The sequence below is a fragment of the Devosia sp. GW821-FHT12F11 genome (assembly GCF_058806655.1).
Genome location: NZ_JBXAPX010000001.1, coordinates 262,603 through 279,037, shown reverse-complemented (window position 1 = coordinate 279,037; position 16,435 = coordinate 262,603). Strand labels below are relative to the sequence as shown.

General features: G+C 65.4%; 18 protein-coding genes. 9 read left to right on the top strand and 9 right to left on the bottom strand.

The window, feature by feature from the left end; translation table 11 throughout:
* Positions 1–197: 197 nt before the first annotated feature.
* Positions 198–737, bottom strand: a complete 540-nt coding sequence (thpR, locus tag AC1ROK_RS01405; protein ID WP_492843101.1) for an RNA 2',3'-cyclic phosphodiesterase — start codon at positions 735–737, stop codon at positions 198–200.
* Between the two features lie 286 nt (positions 738–1,023).
* On the opposite strand from thpR, the gene AC1ROK_RS01400 reads away from it, so the two are divergent.
* The 3 genes from AC1ROK_RS01400 to AC1ROK_RS01390 all read left to right on the top strand — a co-directional run bounded on the left by AC1ROK_RS01400 (position 1,024) and on the right by AC1ROK_RS01390 (position 3,021).
* Positions 1,024–1,797 (top strand): Bax inhibitor-1/YccA family protein, encoded by a 774-nt coding sequence (locus AC1ROK_RS01400; RefSeq protein WP_492843099.1) that lies wholly within the window; start codon positions 1,024–1,026, stop codon positions 1,795–1,797.
* A gap of 142 nt (positions 1,798–1,939) precedes the next feature.
* Entirely contained in the window at positions 1,940–2,437 is a 498-nt protein-coding gene (locus AC1ROK_RS01395; protein ID WP_492843097.1) for a GNAT family N-acetyltransferase, read from the top strand.
* 32 nt (positions 2,438–2,469) lie between these two features.
* The gene (locus AC1ROK_RS01390; RefSeq protein WP_492843095.1) at positions 2,470–3,021 is read left to right on the top strand and encodes an AAA family ATPase; all 552 of its coding nucleotides are present in this window, start codon (positions 2,470–2,472) and stop codon (positions 3,019–3,021) included.
* Between the two features lie 73 nt (positions 3,022–3,094).
* Here the strand turns inward: AC1ROK_RS01390 and AC1ROK_RS01385 are convergent, their stop codons facing one another.
* The 4 genes from AC1ROK_RS01385 to acnA form a co-directional block, all read right to left on the bottom strand.
* Positions 3,095–3,559, bottom strand: coding sequence for a GNAT family N-acetyltransferase (locus tag AC1ROK_RS01385; RefSeq protein ID WP_492843093.1), 465 nt, complete (start codon positions 3,557–3,559; stop codon positions 3,095–3,097).
* Positions 3,556–3,954: a DUF2794 domain-containing protein gene (locus AC1ROK_RS01380; RefSeq protein WP_492843091.1), complete on the bottom strand. Its 399-nt coding sequence runs from the start codon at positions 3,952–3,954 to the stop codon at positions 3,556–3,558. The genes AC1ROK_RS01385 and AC1ROK_RS01380 overlap by 4 nt, the downstream gene beginning before the upstream one ends.
* A gap of 523 nt (positions 3,955–4,477) precedes the next feature.
* The gene (locus AC1ROK_RS01375) at positions 4,478–5,209 is read right to left on the bottom strand and encodes a DUF1223 domain-containing protein (protein ID WP_492843089.1); all 732 of its coding nucleotides are present in this window, start codon (positions 5,207–5,209) and stop codon (positions 4,478–4,480) included.
* A gap of 249 nt (positions 5,210–5,458) precedes the next feature.
* Complete coding sequence (gene acnA, locus AC1ROK_RS01370) at positions 5,459–8,224, bottom strand: aconitate hydratase AcnA (protein WP_492843087.1); 2,766 nt, start codon at positions 8,222–8,224, stop codon at positions 5,459–5,461.
* 192 nt (positions 8,225–8,416) lie between these two features.
* Here acnA and ccmA point away from each other — a divergent pair, with 192 nt between their 5' ends.
* The 6 genes from ccmA to AC1ROK_RS01340 all read left to right on the top strand — a co-directional run bounded on the left by ccmA (position 8,417) and on the right by AC1ROK_RS01340 (position 11,619).
* A complete protein-coding gene (ccmA, locus tag AC1ROK_RS01365; protein WP_492843085.1) occupies positions 8,417–9,034 on the top strand; it encodes a heme ABC exporter ATP-binding protein CcmA in 618 nt (205 codons plus the stop codon).
* Positions 9,031–9,684: a heme exporter protein CcmB gene (ccmB, locus tag AC1ROK_RS01360; RefSeq protein ID WP_492843083.1), complete on the top strand. Its 654-nt coding sequence runs from the start codon at positions 9,031–9,033 to the stop codon at positions 9,682–9,684. Before ccmA ends, ccmB begins: the two co-directional genes overlap by 4 nt.
* A 10-nt stretch (positions 9,685–9,694) precedes the next feature.
* The gene (locus AC1ROK_RS01355) at positions 9,695–10,459 is read left to right on the top strand and encodes a heme ABC transporter permease (RefSeq protein WP_492843081.1); all 765 of its coding nucleotides are present in this window, start codon (positions 9,695–9,697) and stop codon (positions 10,457–10,459) included.
* The gene (locus AC1ROK_RS01350; RefSeq protein WP_492843079.1) at positions 10,456–10,629 is read left to right on the top strand and encodes a heme exporter protein CcmD; all 174 of its coding nucleotides are present in this window, start codon (positions 10,456–10,458) and stop codon (positions 10,627–10,629) included. The genes AC1ROK_RS01355 and AC1ROK_RS01350 overlap by 4 nt, the downstream gene beginning before the upstream one ends.
* Positions 10,626–11,165 carry a DsbE family thiol:disulfide interchange protein gene (locus AC1ROK_RS01345; RefSeq protein ID WP_492843077.1) on the top strand — a complete coding sequence of 180 codons (540 nt, stop codon included), beginning with the start codon at positions 10,626–10,628 and terminating at the stop codon, positions 11,163–11,165. Before AC1ROK_RS01350 ends, AC1ROK_RS01345 begins: the two co-directional genes overlap by 4 nt.
* A gap of 85 nt (positions 11,166–11,250) precedes the next feature.
* Positions 11,251–11,619 carry a hypothetical protein gene (locus tag AC1ROK_RS01340; RefSeq protein WP_492843075.1) on the top strand — a complete coding sequence of 123 codons (369 nt, stop codon included), beginning with the start codon at positions 11,251–11,253 and terminating at the stop codon, positions 11,617–11,619.
* Positions 11,620–11,788: 169 nt separating this feature from the next.
* Here the strand turns inward: AC1ROK_RS01340 and AC1ROK_RS01335 are convergent, their stop codons facing one another.
* The 4 genes from AC1ROK_RS01335 to dapF are packed head-to-tail and all read right to left on the bottom strand — an operon-like array spanning position 11,789 to position 16,303.
* Entirely contained in the window at positions 11,789–12,490 is a 702-nt protein-coding gene (locus AC1ROK_RS01335) for a septation protein A (protein WP_492843073.1), read from the bottom strand.
* On the bottom strand, positions 12,487–14,136 hold the full coding sequence (ftsY, locus tag AC1ROK_RS01330) for a signal recognition particle-docking protein FtsY (RefSeq protein ID WP_492843071.1): 1,650 nt from the start codon (positions 14,134–14,136) through the stop codon (positions 12,487–12,489). The genes AC1ROK_RS01335 and ftsY overlap by 4 nt, the downstream gene beginning before the upstream one ends.
* Entirely contained in the window at positions 14,136–15,401 is a 1,266-nt protein-coding gene (gene mtaB, locus AC1ROK_RS01325; RefSeq protein ID WP_492843069.1) for a tRNA (N(6)-L-threonylcarbamoyladenosine(37)-C(2))-methylthiotransferase MtaB, read from the bottom strand. The genes ftsY and mtaB overlap by 1 nt, the downstream gene beginning before the upstream one ends.
* On the bottom strand, positions 15,401–16,303 hold the full coding sequence (gene dapF / locus AC1ROK_RS01320) for a diaminopimelate epimerase (protein WP_492843067.1): 903 nt from the start codon (positions 16,301–16,303) through the stop codon (positions 15,401–15,403). Before dapF ends, mtaB begins: the two co-directional genes overlap by 1 nt.
* Positions 16,304–16,435: the final 132 nt, after the last annotated feature.

Genomic DNA, 16,435 nt, shown 5'->3' with positions numbered 1-16,435 from the left:
CCCTAACATCCTTGAAGTTGCGCAACCAGCACCCGAGCATGGTGCCACGGTATGGTTACCAAGGTCTCAAACCGGCCGCGCATTTTGAGTTAGTGGCGACCTTAGCGGCAATCGTGTCGGCAATTTGACGTGCCAAACCGCCGAAAATCCTGTTTGGGCCCGCATGGTGAAGGAAGCGTTAACACCGGCCCGGCGCGTCACGCGGCCAACGGGTAGCTCTGCTCGACCAGGTACGGGCCGCCGCCCACCGAATCCCGCGAGGAGAACAGCACGAAGCGGCCGACCTTGAACTCCAGCGGGTTGAAGCGGCCGGAGAAGGCGATGAAGCGCGCCACCTCCTCGGCGGAGACGCCGCGCAGCCGCGCCAGCGCCACGTGCGGCACGAACTTCCGCCCTTCCGGCGCGAGACCGCAGCGCTGCAGAACGCGCTCCTGCGCGGCCTGCAGGCGGAGCAGCGCGGCATTGGACGAGCAGCCGGCGAACAGGGCGCGCGGGGTGTTGCCGCCGAACGAGCCGAGGTGATCGAGCTTGATGGTGAAGGCCTCGCTGTCGGCCAGGCGGTCGAGCATGTCGGTGACTTCGCTCGCCACATGGTGATCGACGTCGCCGATAAAGCGCAAGGTAATGTGATAGTTCTCGGTGTCGATCCAGCGGGCGCCGAACAGGCCGCCTCGCTTGAGCGAGAGGGCGAGCCCCACCTCCGGTGGGACCTCGATTCCGGTAAAGAGCCTGGGCATTCGACCCTCCCTTTGCCGCGGTGAGCCCGGGTGATTCGCGCTCATCTACACCCGAAACGTAGCGACGCAGGATGGCTGCTGCAAGACAGCTGGCGTGCGACGGCCGGGCGCCTGCCTCGTGAGGCGAAGAGCCTTGGATAAACCGTTGAAGAACTGCGACATTAGGGAACGTTAAGGTGAGATCCCGAAGTCTTGTATTGTCCGGGGTGTGCCCTCATATTGTGTGATCGACGGCAGAGGCTCGGAGGAGCGCCCGTCACGTCGCCAGGAAAGGGATTTATTCGTCATGGCTGAATTCGACCGTCCGACTATCGCCGCTCAGCGGGCCGGAACCGCCGCGGCCATCGATGAGGGCCTGCGCAGCTATATGCTGAAGGTCTACAACTATATGGGCATTGGCCTGGTGGTGACGGGTGTCGTCGCCTACTTCGCCAACGCCTGGTCCACGACCACCGACCCCACACAGGCGGTGGGCCAGCTGGCCAATGGCACGCTGGTCACCCAGTGGGGCGCGCTGATTTATGACTCGCCGCTGATGTGGGTGATCGCGTTCGCGCCGCTGGCCTTCGTGCTGGTGCTGAGCTTCGGCATCAACAAGCTCTCGGGCGCTACAGCGCAGCTGCTGTTCTGGGTGTTCGCGGCCGTGATGGGCCTGAGCCTCTCGTCGATCTTCATGGTCTATACCGACGCCTCGATCGCCAAGGTGTTCTTCATCTCGGCGGCCACGTTCGGTGCGATGAGCCTCTACGGCTACACCACCAAGCGTGATCTCACGAGCATCGGCAACTTCCTGATCATGGGCCTGATCGGCCTGATCATCGCCTCGATCGTCAACATCTTCCTCGCCTCGAGCATGCTCGACTTCGCCATCTCGGCGATCGGCGTGCTGATCTTCGTGGGCCTGACCGCCTACGACACGCAGAAGGTCAAGGAGAGCTACGACGAGGGCCTCGGCTCCGAGGTGCTGCACAAGTCCGCGGTGATGGGTGCTCTCTCGCTCTACCTGGACTTCATCAACCTGTTCCTGATGCTGCTCCGCCTGTTCGGTAACCGGGAATAATCGCCGGGCGCTTTCAGGAAAAGTTGTGAGACTTTTCTGGTTCGAAAGCGTGACTGATAGAAGGAATCAGCAAGTCTGATTGGAAGTTTCGGGGGCCGCGATCTATCAAGATCGCGGCCCCTTCGTTTTCCGCGAGCTCCTGATGTCCGACGTCATCTTCCGCCCCTTTGCCTGGTCCGACGTACCCGCCATCGCGGCGATTTACCGGCCCTATGTCGAGGAGACGGTGATCACCTTCGAGACCGAAGTGCCCTCAGAGACGGAGATGGCGGAGCGCTTCGGCAAGCTCAAGGCGCTGGGCCATCCGCTGATCGTCGCCGAACGGGCCGGCGAGGTGCTGGGCTATGCCTATGCCTCGTTCTACCGGCCGCGCGCGGCCTATCGCTTCACCTGCGAGGATTCGATCTATTTGCGGCAGGATGCGGTCGGGCAGGGGATCGGCGGGCGGCTGCTGGACGAGCTGATGGCGCAGAGCCGCGCCGCCGGGTTCAAGCAGATGATCGCGGTGATCACGGCGGAACGCGCCAACTCGGTGCGGCTGCACGAGAAAGCCGGCTTCCGCCATGTCGGGCGCTACGAGGCGGTGGGGTATAAGTTCGACCGCTGGCTGGATATCGTGCACCTGCAAAAGGCGCTGTGAGGCCTCGGTCTGGGGGCTGCAGGAATATCTTTATGAATGGATGCCTCATCATCACCGGGACACCTGGTGCCGGAAAGACCACCGTGTCGCAGCTCGTGGCCGAACGACTGGAGCGGTCGGCCCGCATTGACGGAGACGTCATGGCGCAACTCATGGTCAATGGCCGGGTCAACAATCTCGATGAGCGCGGTAACTGGAACCCCGGCCCCGAAGGCAAGAGGCAGTTGCAACTGCGCATGATCAACGCATGCTCGGTGGCGAACAATTTCGCGGAGGCGGGCTTCACGCCGGTTATCGACACGGTCCTCGAGGTGCGTGAGGAGTTGGAGTTCCTGGTCAAACGACTGACGGTGCGCCCACTTATGCTCGTGGTTCTCGCGCCGCCGCTCGAAGTCGCTCAATACCGCAACGCGACCCGCCCGGAGCGTCAGCGGGTGAGCTACGACTTCTCCCATACCGCCGCCAACATGCGTAGGGAGATCGGCGGTGACGGATGGTGGTTGGACTCGGGCGATCTGACGCCCGACGAAACGGCGGATCTCATCGTCGCAGAGGCCATCACGCGAGCCGTCATCGACCTCTGAGACGCATTGAGGCCTGCCGCCGAGCCGGCGCCTGTTCGGTCCTCGTCGTCGTTGGTTTCTCACTTGGCCGCCTCTACAGCCGCTTCTCCATCGGGTAGCACAGCATGCCGCGGTCGGCTTCGGCGGGGCCGGCATCTTCCCAGCCATTGGCGAGATAGAAGCGGTGGGCGGTGCCGGTACTGGTGAGCCTTGCAACGCTGGCGCCGGACTGGCGGATGCGCTCCTCGAGCGCGGCGAGCAGGGCTTTGCTGACGCCATGGAAGCGGTGGGCCGGGGCGACGTAGTTGAGGCCGATCTCGGCGGGACCGTTCAGGCAGCCGACGGCGGCGATCTCGCCGTCGCGCTCGGCGACGAGGAACCGGGCGCCGGGGCGTTCGAGCATTTTCAGCACCATCTCGGGCGTCTTGTTGCGCAGCCACCCGGCGAGGATTTCGGCATCGTCGCGGTGGTCGGCGCTGCAGAGATCGCGGATCGAGGCGGTCAGCACGGCGCTCATCGCTGCGGCATCCGCCGGCTTGGCCGGGCGGACGGTGATCATTTGACCAGTGCGAGTTCCAGGACGCGGAGCACGGTCGTGAGGTCGTGGCCGCGCTTCAGGATGCGGCCATCCTGGCTCAGCACCATGTACTGGCCCTGCTTCAGGCGCAGCCTGGGGTTCTTCTCGACCACGTAGAGCGGCCGCTCGGAGGCGCGCTTGTAGATCGAGAACAGGGCGCGGTCGCGAAGGAAGTCGAGCGCATAGTCGCGCCACTCGCCGTCGACGACCTTGCGGCCATAGAGATTGAGTATGGTCTGGAGTTCCTTGCGGTCGAAGGTGACCGCGGGCACGAAGCGGTTATGATTGGCCGGCTGAAGATCGGCGGGACCAGGGCTCGCGGCTGCCGCGAAATCGATGAGAAGCCCTGATCCAGACTGCTCGGGTTCGTCCACCATTGATCGGCCTCGTCACCTTGCTGTCATGATCGCGTCATTCGCAACGCTTGGCAAGCCGGTCGGATGCATTGGAACAAGTGGACCGGGGCGACCAGGCATTCGCCGCAGGGGTTAATGCAAAATCCCTATTTCGGTCACAATCCCTCCCCGTTGACGCCAGATTGACTCGGCACCTTATCTCCATTGCCTCCAGTGGCCGGCAAGCGGGCTGACCGAGCCCCCAAACCACGATGCTCGTTTGCCGGCCGCCTCTTACATGCACAGTCATTCTCCTCCCGCCTGCGCAAGCTGGCGGGAGTTTTGTTATGGCGGCGAGTGCCGCTGCCCTGACTGGCTCAGATTCCGCCCTGTCGGCGACTGGCCACCGGGCAGCGCCCCAAACTCGGTGTCATCCCTGCGAAAGCAGGGACCCAACTCGCCGCAGCGCAACTGGATGGATGGGTCCCTGCTTTCGCAGGGATGACAGCCGGTGGGTTGGCAGGATCGCAACATAGCGCCTGCGCGGGGAGGACGCCGGCGCGCTTTAGCGGGTGAAGCTGGCGGCGCCGACGATCGGGCCGGGCAGCCCGTCGTGATCCTGCTGAATGAGGATGACGGCGCCGTTGGAGCGACCGGTCAGCACCTCGGAGAGCGGCAGGGTGAGTTCGGCGCCGGCATCGGCTTTCCACATTCCCAGCACCTGGCGACCGGTGACGATCTGCGTGTAGGCGACCTGCTTGCCCTCGTTTTCGCCGCGCTCAATGGTGACATCGGCGCGATCGAGGAAGGTGACGAGCCAGATCATCGCATCAGGCTGACCTGCCTTGGCGGGCACCGAAACCTGCAGCATATCGTCCGAGGCCTCGCTGAGCTGGACATCGAGCGGCAGGCTGGCGCCGCCAAGCGCCCCGTTCACCGCGTCACGCTTGGAGCCGACGAGGCCGCCCTTGCCGTTGACCACCAGCTGCGGCGTGAAGATGCGTGAGGAGCCCCAGCTTTCGGCGTAATCGCGCTGCCGGTCGGAGTTCTCCTTGGTGCCGAAAGTGTCTTCCCAGCCGATATAGTCCCAGTAGTCGACATGGTAGGCCAGCGCGACGACGTCGGGGCGTCTGCCCATTTCATCGAGCATGGCATCGGCCTTCGGACAGGACTTGCAGCCCTGCGAAGTGAACAGCTCGAGCACGGCCTTGGGCGCAAGCTTGATCTCCCCGGCGAGGGCTGTGGAGATCAGGGCAAGCGAAAGGGAGACGCCGCAAAGGATCGAACGAGAAAGCATGGCGACGTTTGTAGGCAGGCGGGTTGTCCCGCGCGAGTCAAATCGGCGCGACTTGGCGTGATGGGGAAAAGGGGGCGGGGAGGCGCAGTCGGCGGCCCTCTCCCGCTGGCGGGGGAGGGGGGAGCCACACGCACTGTTGGTGGGCGGACTTGGCGGAGGCCGGTGTTTGCGGCACCCCCCTCCCACCAGCCTGTCGGCTGGTCCCCCCTCCCCCGTAAACGGGAGAGGGTCGCCGACTGCGCGGTCTGTTTAAGCCGCGACGAGGTTGCGCAGCACGTAGTGCAGGATGCCGCCGTGCTGGTAGTACTCGAGTTCGTTGACCGTATCGATGCGGCAGCGGGTCGAGACTTCCTCGATGCGGCCGTCGGCGCGGACGATCTTCACCTTGACGGTGGAGCGCGGGGTCAGCGTGGTGAGGCCCTCGATCGAGACGGTCTCGGTGCCGTCGAGATGCAGGGTCTGCCAGCTCTGACCCTCGGCGAACTGCAGCGGCAACACACCCATGCCAATGAGGTTGGAGCGGTGGATGCGCTCGAAGCTCTGGGCGATGACGGCGCGGACGCCGAGCAGGCGGGTGCCCTTGGCGGCCCAGTCACGCGACGAACCGGTGCCGTATTCCTTGCCGGCGAAGATCACCAGCGGGGTGTTCGACTTCTGGTAGGCCATGGCGGCATCGTACATCGGCATGACTTCGCCGGTCGGGCCCTTGGTGAAGCCGCCTTCGACGCCCGGCACCATCTGGTTCTTGATGCGGATATTGGCGAAGGTGCCGCGCATCATCACTTCGTGGTTGCCGCGACGGGCGCCGTAGGAGTTGAAATCCTTGGGCGCCACCTGCCGTTCGACCAGGTACTTGCCGGCCGGGGTGCCGGCCTTGAACGAACCGGCGGGCGAGATGTGGTCGGTGGTGATCGAGTCGAGGAAGAGGCTCAGGACACGCGCTTCGTGGATATCGGTGACCGGCGCCGGCTCCATGGTCAGCCCCTCGAAATACGGGGGGTTCTGCACATAGGTGGAGCTGGAGTTCCAGCGATAGGTCTCGCCGCCGTCGACGGCGATGGCCTGCCAGTTCTCGTCGCCCTTGAACACGTCGGAGTAGCGGCCGAGGAACATCTTGGGCGTGATCACCGTGCGAACGATGTCGGCGATCTCCTTGTTGGTCGGCCAGATGTCCTTGAGGTAGACCGGCTTGCCGTCCGAACCGGTGCCGAGCGGCTCGGTCGCAAGGTTCTTGTTCATCGAACCGGCGATGGCATAGGCGACCACCAGCGGCGGCGAGGCCAGGTAGTTGGCGCGCACGTCGGGGTTCACGCGGCCTTCGAAGTTGCGGTTGCCCGAGAGCACCGACGCCGCCACCAGGTCGTTGGCGTTGATGCACTCCGAGATGGCTTCCGGCAGCGGGCCGGAATTGCCGATACAGGTGGTGCAGCCATAGCCGACGAGGTTGAAGCCGAGCGCGTCGAGATCGGCCGAGAGGCCGGCGGCGTTGAGATAGTCGGTCACCACCTGCGAGCCGGGGGCCAGCGAGGTCTTGACCCACGGCTTCGACGTCAGGCCCTTGGCGCGCGCCTTGCGGGCGACAAGGCCGGCGGCGATCAGCACGTTCGGGTTCGAGGTGTTGGTGCACGAGGTGATGGCGGCGATCACCACATGGCCGTCATTGAGGCCGTACGTCTCGCCGCGCACCGGCAGCGTCGCCTCTTCGGGGATGTCGTCGACGCCGGTGGCGCCTTCATCGACGAAGCGGCTCTCGCCCTTCGACTCGGGTAGCGCGGTGCGCTCCTTGCGGCCACCGGCCAGATCCTTCATCGCCTCGGCAAACTTCGGCGCAGCATCGACCAGCGAGACGCGGTCTTGCGGGCGCTTGGGGCCGGAGAGCGAGGGAACGACCGTGGTGAGGTCGAGCGACAGCGTGTCGGTGAACAGCGGGTCGGGGCTCTCGGTGGTGCGGTACATGCCCTGGGCCTCGGAATAGGCCTTCACCAGCGCGACGCGGTCGGCATCGCGGCCAGAAGTCTCGAGGTAGGTCAGGGTGTCGGAATCGACCGGGAAGAAGCCGCAGGTGGCGCCGTACTCGGGGGCCATGTTGGCGATGGTCGCCTGGTCTTCAAGCGACAGATAATCGAGACCCGGGCCGTAGAACTCGACGAACTTGCCGACCACGCCCTTCTTGCGCAGCATCTCGGTGACGGTGAGCACCAGGTCGGTGGCGGTGATGCCTTCGTTGATCTTGCCGGTCAGCTTGAAGCCGATGACTTCGGGGATCAGCATGGTGATGGGCTGGCCGAGCATGGCGGCTTCGGCCTCGATGCCGCCGACGCCCCAGCCGAGCACGGCGAGGCCGTTGACCATGGTGGTGTGGCTGTCGGTGCCGACCAGGGTATCGGGGTAGGCGTAAAGCTCGCCCGAGGTCTCGTCCTTACGGGTCCAGACGGTCTGGGCCAGGTATTCGAGGTTCACCTGGTGGCAGATGCCGGTGCCGGGCGGCACGACGCGGAAGTTGTCGAAGGCTTTCTGGCCCCAGCGCAGGAATTCGTAGCGCTCGCCGTTACGCTCGTATTCGAGGTCGACGTTCTGCAGGAAGCTCAATGGGGTGCCGAACGAGTCGACCATCACCGAGTGGTCGATGACCAGGTCGACCGGCACCAGCGGGTTGATCTTCTGCGGATCGGCGCCGAGCTTGGCGGTGGCGTCGCGCATGGCGGCGAGATCGACCACGGCGGGGACGCCGGTGAAATCCTGCATCAGCACGCGGGCCGGGCGGTAGGAGATCTCGTGCTCGGAGATGCGGGTGCGCAGCCAGTCGGCGACGGCCTCGATATCGGCGCGGGTGACGGTAACGCCGTCCTCGAAGCGGAGCAGGTTCTCCAGCACCACCTTCATCGAGTGCGGCAGCTGCGAGACACCCTTCAGACCGTTCTTTTCCGCCAGCGGAATGGAGAAGTAGCTGTAGGTCTTGTCCCCGACTGTGATCGTGGTTCTGGACTTGAAGCTGTCGAGGGATTTCGAGGTCACGGGTGTCGCCTTCACGCGCTGGTGTTGCAAGGCGCCGCCCGGTCCTGACGCCGGACCGTAAAGGCCCGGGAGACCGGGGGCAGAGGTCGCTGACTGGAAGCATTCCAATCTACGGCTGGCTTATAGAGAAACTACATGACGCTTGCCAGTGGTGACTTGGGTTCATTAGGCATGGCGGCCATGAACCAGCCGATGCCCGTTTCCGAGGCCTTTCAACCGCAGCTGAGCGTCAACGGCCTCATCGTGCGGCGCGGCGAGCGGTTGCTGTTCGCCGATCTGCAGTTCGAACTCCGGCCCGGCGGGGTGCTGCTGCTGCGCGGACCGAACGGGGTGGGCAAGTCGACGCTGCTCCTGGCGCTGGCCGGAATCGTGCGGCCGGATGGCGGGACGATTGCCGGCGCCGAGCGGACCGAACTGCATCTGCTCAACTATCAGAGCGGACTCAAGGGGCGGCTGACGGTCAGCGAGAACCTGAAATTCTGGCAGGCGATGAACGGGGCGAGCGGTCAATCGGTGGAGGCGGCGCTCGATGCAGTGGGCATCGGTGGGCTCGGCGTGCTGGAGGCGGGGTACCTGTCGTCAGGGCAGCTGAGGCGCCTGGCGCTGGCGCGGCTCCTGGTCAGCCCGCGGCCGATCTGGCTGCTGGACGAGCCGAGCGCGGCGCTCGATGCCGAAGGCGAGGCGCTGCTGGGCCGGCTGATCGATGCGCATCGGCAGCGGGGCGGCATCGCAGTGATCGCAACGCACCACGATCTGTCCCTGGCCGACAAAGCCGGCGTCGAGACGCTGATCCTCGGAGGCGCGGCATGAGCGCCTTCCGGGCCTTGATCGGGCGCGACCTCAGGTTGGCGTTCCGGGCCGGCGGCGAGGCGCTGACGTTGGTGCTGTTCTTCGTCATGGTGGCGGTGATCGTGCCGTTTGCCATCGGGCCGGACCGGCCGCAGCTGACCCGGCTGGCGCCGGGGATCGTGTGGATCGCGGCGTTCCTCTCCATGCTGCTCGGGCTCGACCGGCTGTTCCGCAACGACGACGAGGACGGTTCGCTGACCCTGCTGCGGCACGCCGGCCTGCCGCTCGAAGCGGTGGTTGCCGCAAAAGTGATCGCGCATTGGCTGGTGACCGCCCTGCCGCTGCTCTTGGCAACGCCAGTGCTGGCGCTGCTGCTGTCGATGTCGTGGGCGCAATGGGGGCAGACGGTGCTGGCGCTACTGATCGGCACGCCGGCGCTGGTGAGCTTTGGCGCGCTCGGCGCCGCGGTGACCGTGGGGCTGAGGCGCGGCGGGCTGATCGCGCCGGTGCTGATCCTGCCGCTCTCCATCCCGGTGATGATCTTCGGGGTGGGGATGATGGACCCGCTTGCCGGTGGTGGCGCGACATTGTTCCTCATTGCCTTGAGCCTCGTGGTGACGGCCTTCTCACCCTTCGCGGCTGCGCTTGCCTTGCGCGTGGCCGGGGAATAGAGCGAACGCCATGTCCGTCGATACCGTCAAACAACCCAACTGGTTCAGCCGCCTGGCGCATCCGGGGCAGTTTCTCGCCTGGTCGCGCTACCTGGTCTGGCCGCTCGCGCTCGCCACTGGGCTGAGCTTTGCCGTCGGGCTCTGGCTGGCGTTCTTCAATTCGCCCGAGGACTACCAGATGGGCGACATGGTGCGCGTCATGTATGTGCATGTGCCCAACGCCTGGCTGAGCCAGCTGGTCTATGGGGTGATGGCGGTATCGGCGCTTGGCACCCTGGTGTGGCGGCATCCCCTGGCCGATGTCGCCAACAAGGCCGCCGCCCCCCTTGGTGCAGTGTTTACCGCATTGGCGCTCTATACCGGCGCGCTGTGGGGTCGGCCGACCTGGGGCACGTTCTGGGAGTGGGACGGGCGGATGACCTCGACGCTGGTGCTGCTCTTGATCTATCTCGGTATCATCGCGCTATGGCGGGCGTTCGACGACCAGTTGAAGGCCGGGCGGATCATCGCCATCGTCACGTTGGTCGGGGCGCTGAACATCCCGGTGATCAAGTTCTCGGTCGATTGGTGGAACACCCTGCACCAGCCGGCGAGCGTCTTCACCGCGTCGGGGCCGAAGATGCCGGGCTCCATCCTGACGCCGCTGCTGGTGATGATGCTGGCCTTCACGCTGCTGTTCGCGCTGCTGCAGGTGGTGCGGATGCGGACCGAGATTTTGCGCCGCCGCGCCGAGACGCTGAGCCGGCAGGCTGCCCTGCAGGGAGCCGCCAAGTGATCGCCGAAGGGGCACATCTCGAATTCATCGTCTGGGCCTATGCCGGCGTCGCGGTGCTGACGCTGGCGCTCTGCACCTATGTGGCGTGGGACGCGCGGCGGGTGAAGCAGCGGCTCAGTGAACTCGACAAGGCCGGCATCCGGCGGCGTTCGGCGGGATCGAACTCTTGAAGCGCATTGTTCTCGCGGTGCTGCCGCTGCTGCTGCTGGTCGGGCTGGTCGCGGTGTTCGCGCTGAACATGGATCGCGACCCCAGCCTGGTGCGCTCGGTGCTGATCAACAAGCCGGCGCCGGCCTTTACCTTGCCGGCGGTGGCCGGCACCGGGGTCGACGGATTCGACACGGCCTCGCTCGAGGGCGAGGTGACAGTGGTCAACGTGTTCGCCAGCTGGTGCATTCCGTGCCGCGAGGAGCATCCGCTGCTCGAGCGGCTCAAGGCCGAGACCGGGGTGCGGATCTTCGGCATCAACCAGAAGGATGCGCCGGAAAACGCCGTGGCGTTCCTCACCGAACTGGGCAACCCCTACCAGCGGATCGGCGGCGATGCCGACAACCGGGTGTCGATCGACTGGGGTGTCTATGGCGTGCCGGAAACCTTCGTCGTCAATGCGGCGGGGGTGATCACCTTCAAGCATGTCGGGCCGATCTCGCCGGAATCGCTGGAAAAGGAACTGATCCCGGCGATCGAGAAGGCCAAAGCTGGCTGAACCAACGGCTGAGGCAGGGAACCTCCGCCGACCTACTCCCATTCTCCTCCTGCCCGCCCAGGCGGCGTGAAAGAGGAGACAGACCATGCAAACCAGTTCCAGCCTGCGTTTTGTCGAGCAAGGTATGCGAGTGTTCGACCGCGAGCACCATGAGATCGGCAAGGTCGATTGGGTGCAGTTCGGCGACGATGATCCCGATACGGTGGAAGTGGAGGCGAGCGGACCCTCCGGCCGGCGGGACGATGATACGCTGATCGACGTGCTGGCGCGGGCCTTCACCGCCGACAATGTGCCCGAGGAGGTGCGCGACCGGCTGGTGCATCAGGGGTTCGTGAGGATCGATGCCGACGGGCTGTTCGCCGCGGATCGCTATGTGATGCCGGAGCAGATCGCCTCGGTATCAGGCGAAGGCATGACGCTGAACGTCAGCAAGGACCAGCTGATCAAGCACTAGACTTGCGCGAGGGCCGAAGGCCCCCTCACCCGGCCTTCGGCCGACCTCTCCCCCCGAGGGAGAGGTGACGGTGCGGCGAGATCGTGCCTCCACGCCACCTCTCCCTTGGGGGAGAGGTCGCCGCGTAGCGGCGGGTGAGGGGGCCTTGCTTGCTCTCAGGCGGGAGAGATCAGGGAAGCGGGTCCATCGGGGGGATGACCTCGATGGGTTGCTTGGGGTCGGCGGCATATTTGGTGAGGAGCGGCAGTTGCATCATCGAAAAGACGATGGTGATCGGCATTACCGCCCAGAGCTTGAAGCCGGCATAGAACTTGTCCGCGGCAGCCGGGTCGGTGAAGAACAGGCCCGAGCCGCGCCAGGCGACTTCGTTGAGGATCGCCAACAGGAAGAAAAACAGCCCCCAGCGCATGGTCATCACCTGCCAGCCCTTGGGCTGCAGGTGGTAGACTTCGCCGAACACGTATTTCAGCAGCGACTGGCCGAACACCAGCCCGCCGAGCAGGGTCGCGCCGAACAGCGTGTTGACGATGGTCGGCTTGATCTTGATGAAGATCGAATCCTGCAGCAGCAGGGTCAGCGTGCCGAAGATCAGGACGACGATCAGCGTCACCAACGGCATCACCGCGACGCGCTTGAACACCAGCCACGAAATGCCGAGCGAGATCACCATGGCGACCATGAACGGCGCAGTGGCGAAGATGATCGGGCTGGCAAACATCGAGCGCAGCGCCGGGCTGGCGTCGAGCCAGCTCTCACCGAACGTGGTGCAGAGGAAGAAGATCAGCAGCGGGCCGATCTCGAGGCCGATGCGGATCAGCTGCGGACGCAGCTCCGCCCAGTTCACTTCGTCTTCCTTGGTCTCTTCGGTCATTCTGCGGTCCTTGCGATCGCGGCGGCGAAGTCGCGCGCAGCGAACGCCTCTAGATTATCGACGCCCTCGCCGACGCCGATGAAGTGCACGGGCAGGGCGAACTTGCGAGCGATGGCGACGAGAATGCCACCGCGCGCCGTGCCATCGAGCTTGGTCATCACCAGGCCGGTGACGCCGGCACGTTTGCCGAAGATTTCGACCTGATTAAGGGCATTCTGGCCGGTGGTCGCATCGAGGGTGAGGAGCGTGGCGTGCGGCGCCGACGGTTCGACCTTCTTGATGACGCGGATGATCTTTTCGAGCTCGCTCATCAGCTCGTCGCGGTTCTGCAGCCGCCCGGCGGTATCGATGATCAGGATGTCGGCGCCCTCGGCCTTGGCGCGCTCCACTGCCTCGTATGCGAGACCGGAGGCGTCGGAGCCGGCGGGCTTGGTCACCACCGGGGCGCCGGTGCGGTCGCCCCAGACCTGCAACTGCTCGATAGCGGCGGCACGGAAGGTATCGCCGGCGGCGAGCATCACCTTCTTGCCTTGCGCGCCGTAGAGGCTGGCGAGCTTGCCGATGGTGGTGGTCTTGCCGGTGCCGTTCACTCCGACCATCAGGATCACATAGGGTTTGGCGCCGGCATCGATGACCAGCGGCTGGGCCACCGGTTCCAGCACCTTGACGATCTCGGTGGCCAGGACGTCGCGGACTTCGTCCGAGGAGATGTCGCGATCGAAGCGGTCGCGGCGCAGCGCCTCGGTGACGTCGGTCGCCATGTCGACGCCGAAATCGGACTGGATCAGGATATCCTCGAGGTCATCGAGCATCGCCTGATCGAGCTTCTTCTTGGTGAAGACGGCGGCGATCGACCCAGTGAGCTGGTCGGACGAGCGCTTCAGCCCGGAGGCGAGGCGCTGCAGCCAGTTCTGCTTCTTCGGCGGTTCGCCGGCAGCGGCAGCGGCCGGGGCCGGGCTCGGAACGGGCAGAACCGGCGCGGGCTCGGGCGCCTGCTGCTCCTCGATCTCTTCGATATAGGCAGGGGTTGCCTCAGGCGGGCCGGCGGGCGGCTCGGAGCCGGTATCGGCCGGCGGACCTTCGATGGTCTGGCCGGCCTCGTGCAGCGCTTCCTCGAGCGCGATCTCCTGGTCGGGCGGCAGCACCAGCGGCGCGGCCTCGACGATATCGTCGAGGATGATGTCGGCGACCAGTTCATCTTCGACGGATGGCTCGGGCTCGGCAGCCGGCTCTGGCGGGGCAGGTGGCGCCTCGGGGGTGACCAGTTCGCCCGCCTCGTGCATCGCCTCTTCGAGGGCGATCTCCTGGTCGGGCGGCAGGACGAGCGGCGCGGCCTCGACGACGTCGTCGAGAATGATGTCGGCGACCAGCTCGTCCTCGACGGACGGCTCGGGCTCAGCCGGCGGCTCCGATGGTGCCGGCGGCGCCTCGGGCGTGATCAGCAGGCCGGCATCGTGCATTGCCTCTTCCAGGGCGATTTCCTGGTCCGGTGGCAGCACCAGGGGCGCGGCGTCGACAACCTCGTCGAGGACGATGTCGGCTTCGAGGTCCTCGGCAACGCTGTGCTCCGGCGGCGGGGGCGGAGCTGGCTTGTCGCCGCCACCGAACAGGCGCTGGAAGAAGCCTTTTTTCTTTTGTTCGGCCATCAGGCTGCGGACCTCAATGCTTCGCCGACGAGGTTGCCATTGGCGAAATGGGTAATACGGGCGGGCACGATTTCTCCGGGCAGATGACCCGGTAATGAACAGGTGACGAACTGTTCCTGCCGGCCGATGCCGTCCTTTTCGATCAGCACGTTCTCGACCATGCCGATGCGCGACAGGGCCAGCTTCTCATACTGGGTTTCACCGACGGCGCGGAGGCGGGCGGCGCGCTCCCTGGCGATGCGTCCATCGACCTGCGGCATGCGCGCGGCGGGGGTGCCGGGACGCGGGCTATAGGGGAAGACGTGCAGGTAGGTGAGTTCGGCCTCGGTGACGAAGCTCAGCGAGTTCTCGAACATCGCGTCGGTCTCGGTGGGGAAGCCGGCGATGATGTCGGCGCCGAAGACGATATCGGGGCGGAGCGAGCGGAGTTTTGCCACCACCTCGAGCGCTTCGCTGCGCGAGTGGCGGCGCTTCATGCGCTTCAAAATCATGTCGTCACCCGACTGCAGGCTCAGGTGCAGATGCGGCATCAGCCGGCGGTCGGACGCTATGGCGTCATAGAAAGCCGGGTCGGCCTCGATCGAGTCGATCGAGGAGATGCGCAGCCGCGGCAGATCGGGGACGTGCCGGAGGATCTGCTGGGTGAGCTTGCCCAGTGTCGGGCTGCCCGGCAGGTCGGGACCGTAAGAGGTGATATCGACGCCGGTGAGCACGACCTCGCGATAACCGTTGCCGACCAGCTTCTTGATCTGCTCGACGACGAGCCCCATCGGCACCGACCGGGAAGGCCCGCGGCCAAACGGAATGATGCAGAAGGTGCAGCGATGATCGCAGCCGTTCTGCACCTGGACAAAGGCGCGGGCCCGGCCATCCATGCCCTCGATCAGGTGCGCGGCGGTTTCGCGCACGCTCATGATGTCGTTGACCTGCACCTTGTCGTTGAGCGGCAAGCCGAATGCTATGGGGGCATAGCTTTCCGCCTTCAGCTTGTCGGCATTGCCGATGACCAGGTCGACCTCGGCCATGTCGCCGAAGCTGCGGGCCTCGGTCTGGGCGGCGCAGCCGGTGACGATGATGCGGCGCTCGGGGTTGTCGCGCTTGGCCTTGCGGATGGCTTGCTTGGCCTGCCGCACCGCTTCGGAGGTGACGGCGCAGGTATTGATGATGATGGTGTTGTCGAGCCCGGCCTTTTCCGCCTCGGCCTTCATGACTTCGCCTTCATAGGCGTTGAGGCGGCAGCCGAAGGTCAGCGTTTCGATCGACATCAGGCCGAGACCTGAACGGTCGAAATCTGGCTGGAGTCCTGGTCGCGCTGCCAGGTGCCGGTAAAGGGCTCGAAGCTGCCGGAGAATTCGAACTCGGCCGGGCCGGTGAGCAGCACGTGGTCGTCGGCGCGCCATTCGATGACGAGATCGCCGCCGGGGAGGGTCACCGTGGCCTTGCGACCGGTGCGATGGGTGCGGGCGCCATTGACCAGCGCGGCGCAGGCGGCGGTGCCGCAGGCCCGGGTCAGGCCGGCGCCGCGTTCCCAGGTCCTGAGGATGATGTGATCGGGCGCCACGACCTGGGCGATCGAGATATTGGCGCGCTCGGGGAAGATCGGATGGTTCTCGAGCAGCGGGCCGAAGCGATCGAGGGCGTAGTTGCCGACATCGTCCTCGACCCAGAAGGTGGCGTGCGGGTTGCCCATCGAGGCGACCGACGGGGTGTGGAGGATCGGCGCGTCGATCGGCCCGATCTGCAGCTCGATGCCGGTGGTGTCGTAGAACTCCTCGGCCAGCGGAATCTCTTCCCAGCCGAAACGCGGCTTGCCCATATCGACGGTGATCGAGCCATCCGGATGCTCGTCGCCGGTGAGAATGCCGGCGAGGGTTTCGAAGACGAAGTGCTTCTCTCCCGTCTCGGCGCTCAGCGCCTGGACGACGCAGCGCATGCCGTTGCCACAGGCCTGGGCCAGCGAGCCATCGGAGTTGATGATTTCGATGTAATGGGCGGTGCCGGGGGTGCGTGGATCATGGATGGCCATGATCTGATCGTACCTGGTGGCCGGGTCGGCATTGATGGCGACTGCGGCGGCCGGGGTGATGCGATCGGCACGGCCGCGCATGTCGGCGACGATGATCTCGTTGCCGAGCCCGTTCATCTTGAGAAATGGGGCGGTGGACATGGGCGTGACCTGCTGGGTCTCAGTTGAGGCTGTATATGGCGGAACTGACGCGAAATTGCCAGTGGCGGGGGTGAGCGTGACTTCACCGGCGTCATTCCCGCGCAGGCGGGAACCTAGTTGGATGCTTCCAAA

What these genes read in the sequence shown, in the direction of transcription:
- AC1ROK_RS01395 (WP_492843097.1), top strand. Translation starts at nt 1,940, where the DNA reads ATGTCCGACGTCATCTTCCGCCCCTTTGCCTGGTCCGACGTACCCGCC.
- dapF (WP_492843067.1), bottom strand. Translation starts at nt 16,303, where the DNA reads ATGTCCACCGCCCCATTTCTCAAGATGAACGGGCTCGGCAACGAGATC.
- AC1ROK_RS01335 (WP_492843073.1), bottom strand. Translation starts at nt 12,490, where the DNA reads ATGACCGAAGAGACCAAGGAAGACGAAGTGAACTGGGCGGAGCTGCGT.
- ftsY (WP_492843071.1), bottom strand. Translation starts at nt 14,136, where the DNA reads ATGGCCGAACAAAAGAAAAAAGGCTTCTTCCAGCGCCTGTTCGGTGGC.
- AC1ROK_RS01355 (WP_492843081.1), top strand. Translation starts at nt 9,695, where the DNA reads ATGTCCGTCGATACCGTCAAACAACCCAACTGGTTCAGCCGCCTGGCG.
- AC1ROK_RS01375 (WP_492843089.1), bottom strand. Translation starts at nt 5,209, where the DNA reads ATGCTTTCTCGTTCGATCCTTTGCGGCGTCTCCCTTTCGCTTGCCCTG.
- AC1ROK_RS01385 (WP_492843093.1), bottom strand. Translation starts at nt 3,559, where the DNA reads ATGATCACCGTCCGCCCGGCCAAGCCGGCGGATGCCGCAGCGATGAGC.
- thpR (WP_492843101.1), bottom strand. Translation starts at nt 737, where the DNA reads ATGCCCAGGCTCTTTACCGGAATCGAGGTCCCACCGGAGGTGGGGCTC.
- AC1ROK_RS01380 (WP_492843091.1), bottom strand. Translation starts at nt 3,954, where the DNA reads ATGGTGGACGAACCCGAGCAGTCTGGATCAGGGCTTCTCATCGATTTC.
- AC1ROK_RS01340 (WP_492843075.1), top strand. Translation starts at nt 11,251, where the DNA reads ATGCAAACCAGTTCCAGCCTGCGTTTTGTCGAGCAAGGTATGCGAGTG.
- ccmB (WP_492843083.1), top strand. Translation starts at nt 9,031, where the DNA reads ATGAGCGCCTTCCGGGCCTTGATCGGGCGCGACCTCAGGTTGGCGTTC.
- ccmA (WP_492843085.1), top strand. Translation starts at nt 8,417, where the DNA reads ATGCCCGTTTCCGAGGCCTTTCAACCGCAGCTGAGCGTCAACGGCCTC.
- mtaB (WP_492843069.1), bottom strand. Translation starts at nt 15,401, where the DNA reads ATGTCGATCGAAACGCTGACCTTCGGCTGCCGCCTCAACGCCTATGAA.
- AC1ROK_RS01400 (WP_492843099.1), top strand. Translation starts at nt 1,024, where the DNA reads ATGGCTGAATTCGACCGTCCGACTATCGCCGCTCAGCGGGCCGGAACC.
- AC1ROK_RS01390 (WP_492843095.1), top strand. Translation starts at nt 2,470, where the DNA reads ATGAATGGATGCCTCATCATCACCGGGACACCTGGTGCCGGAAAGACC.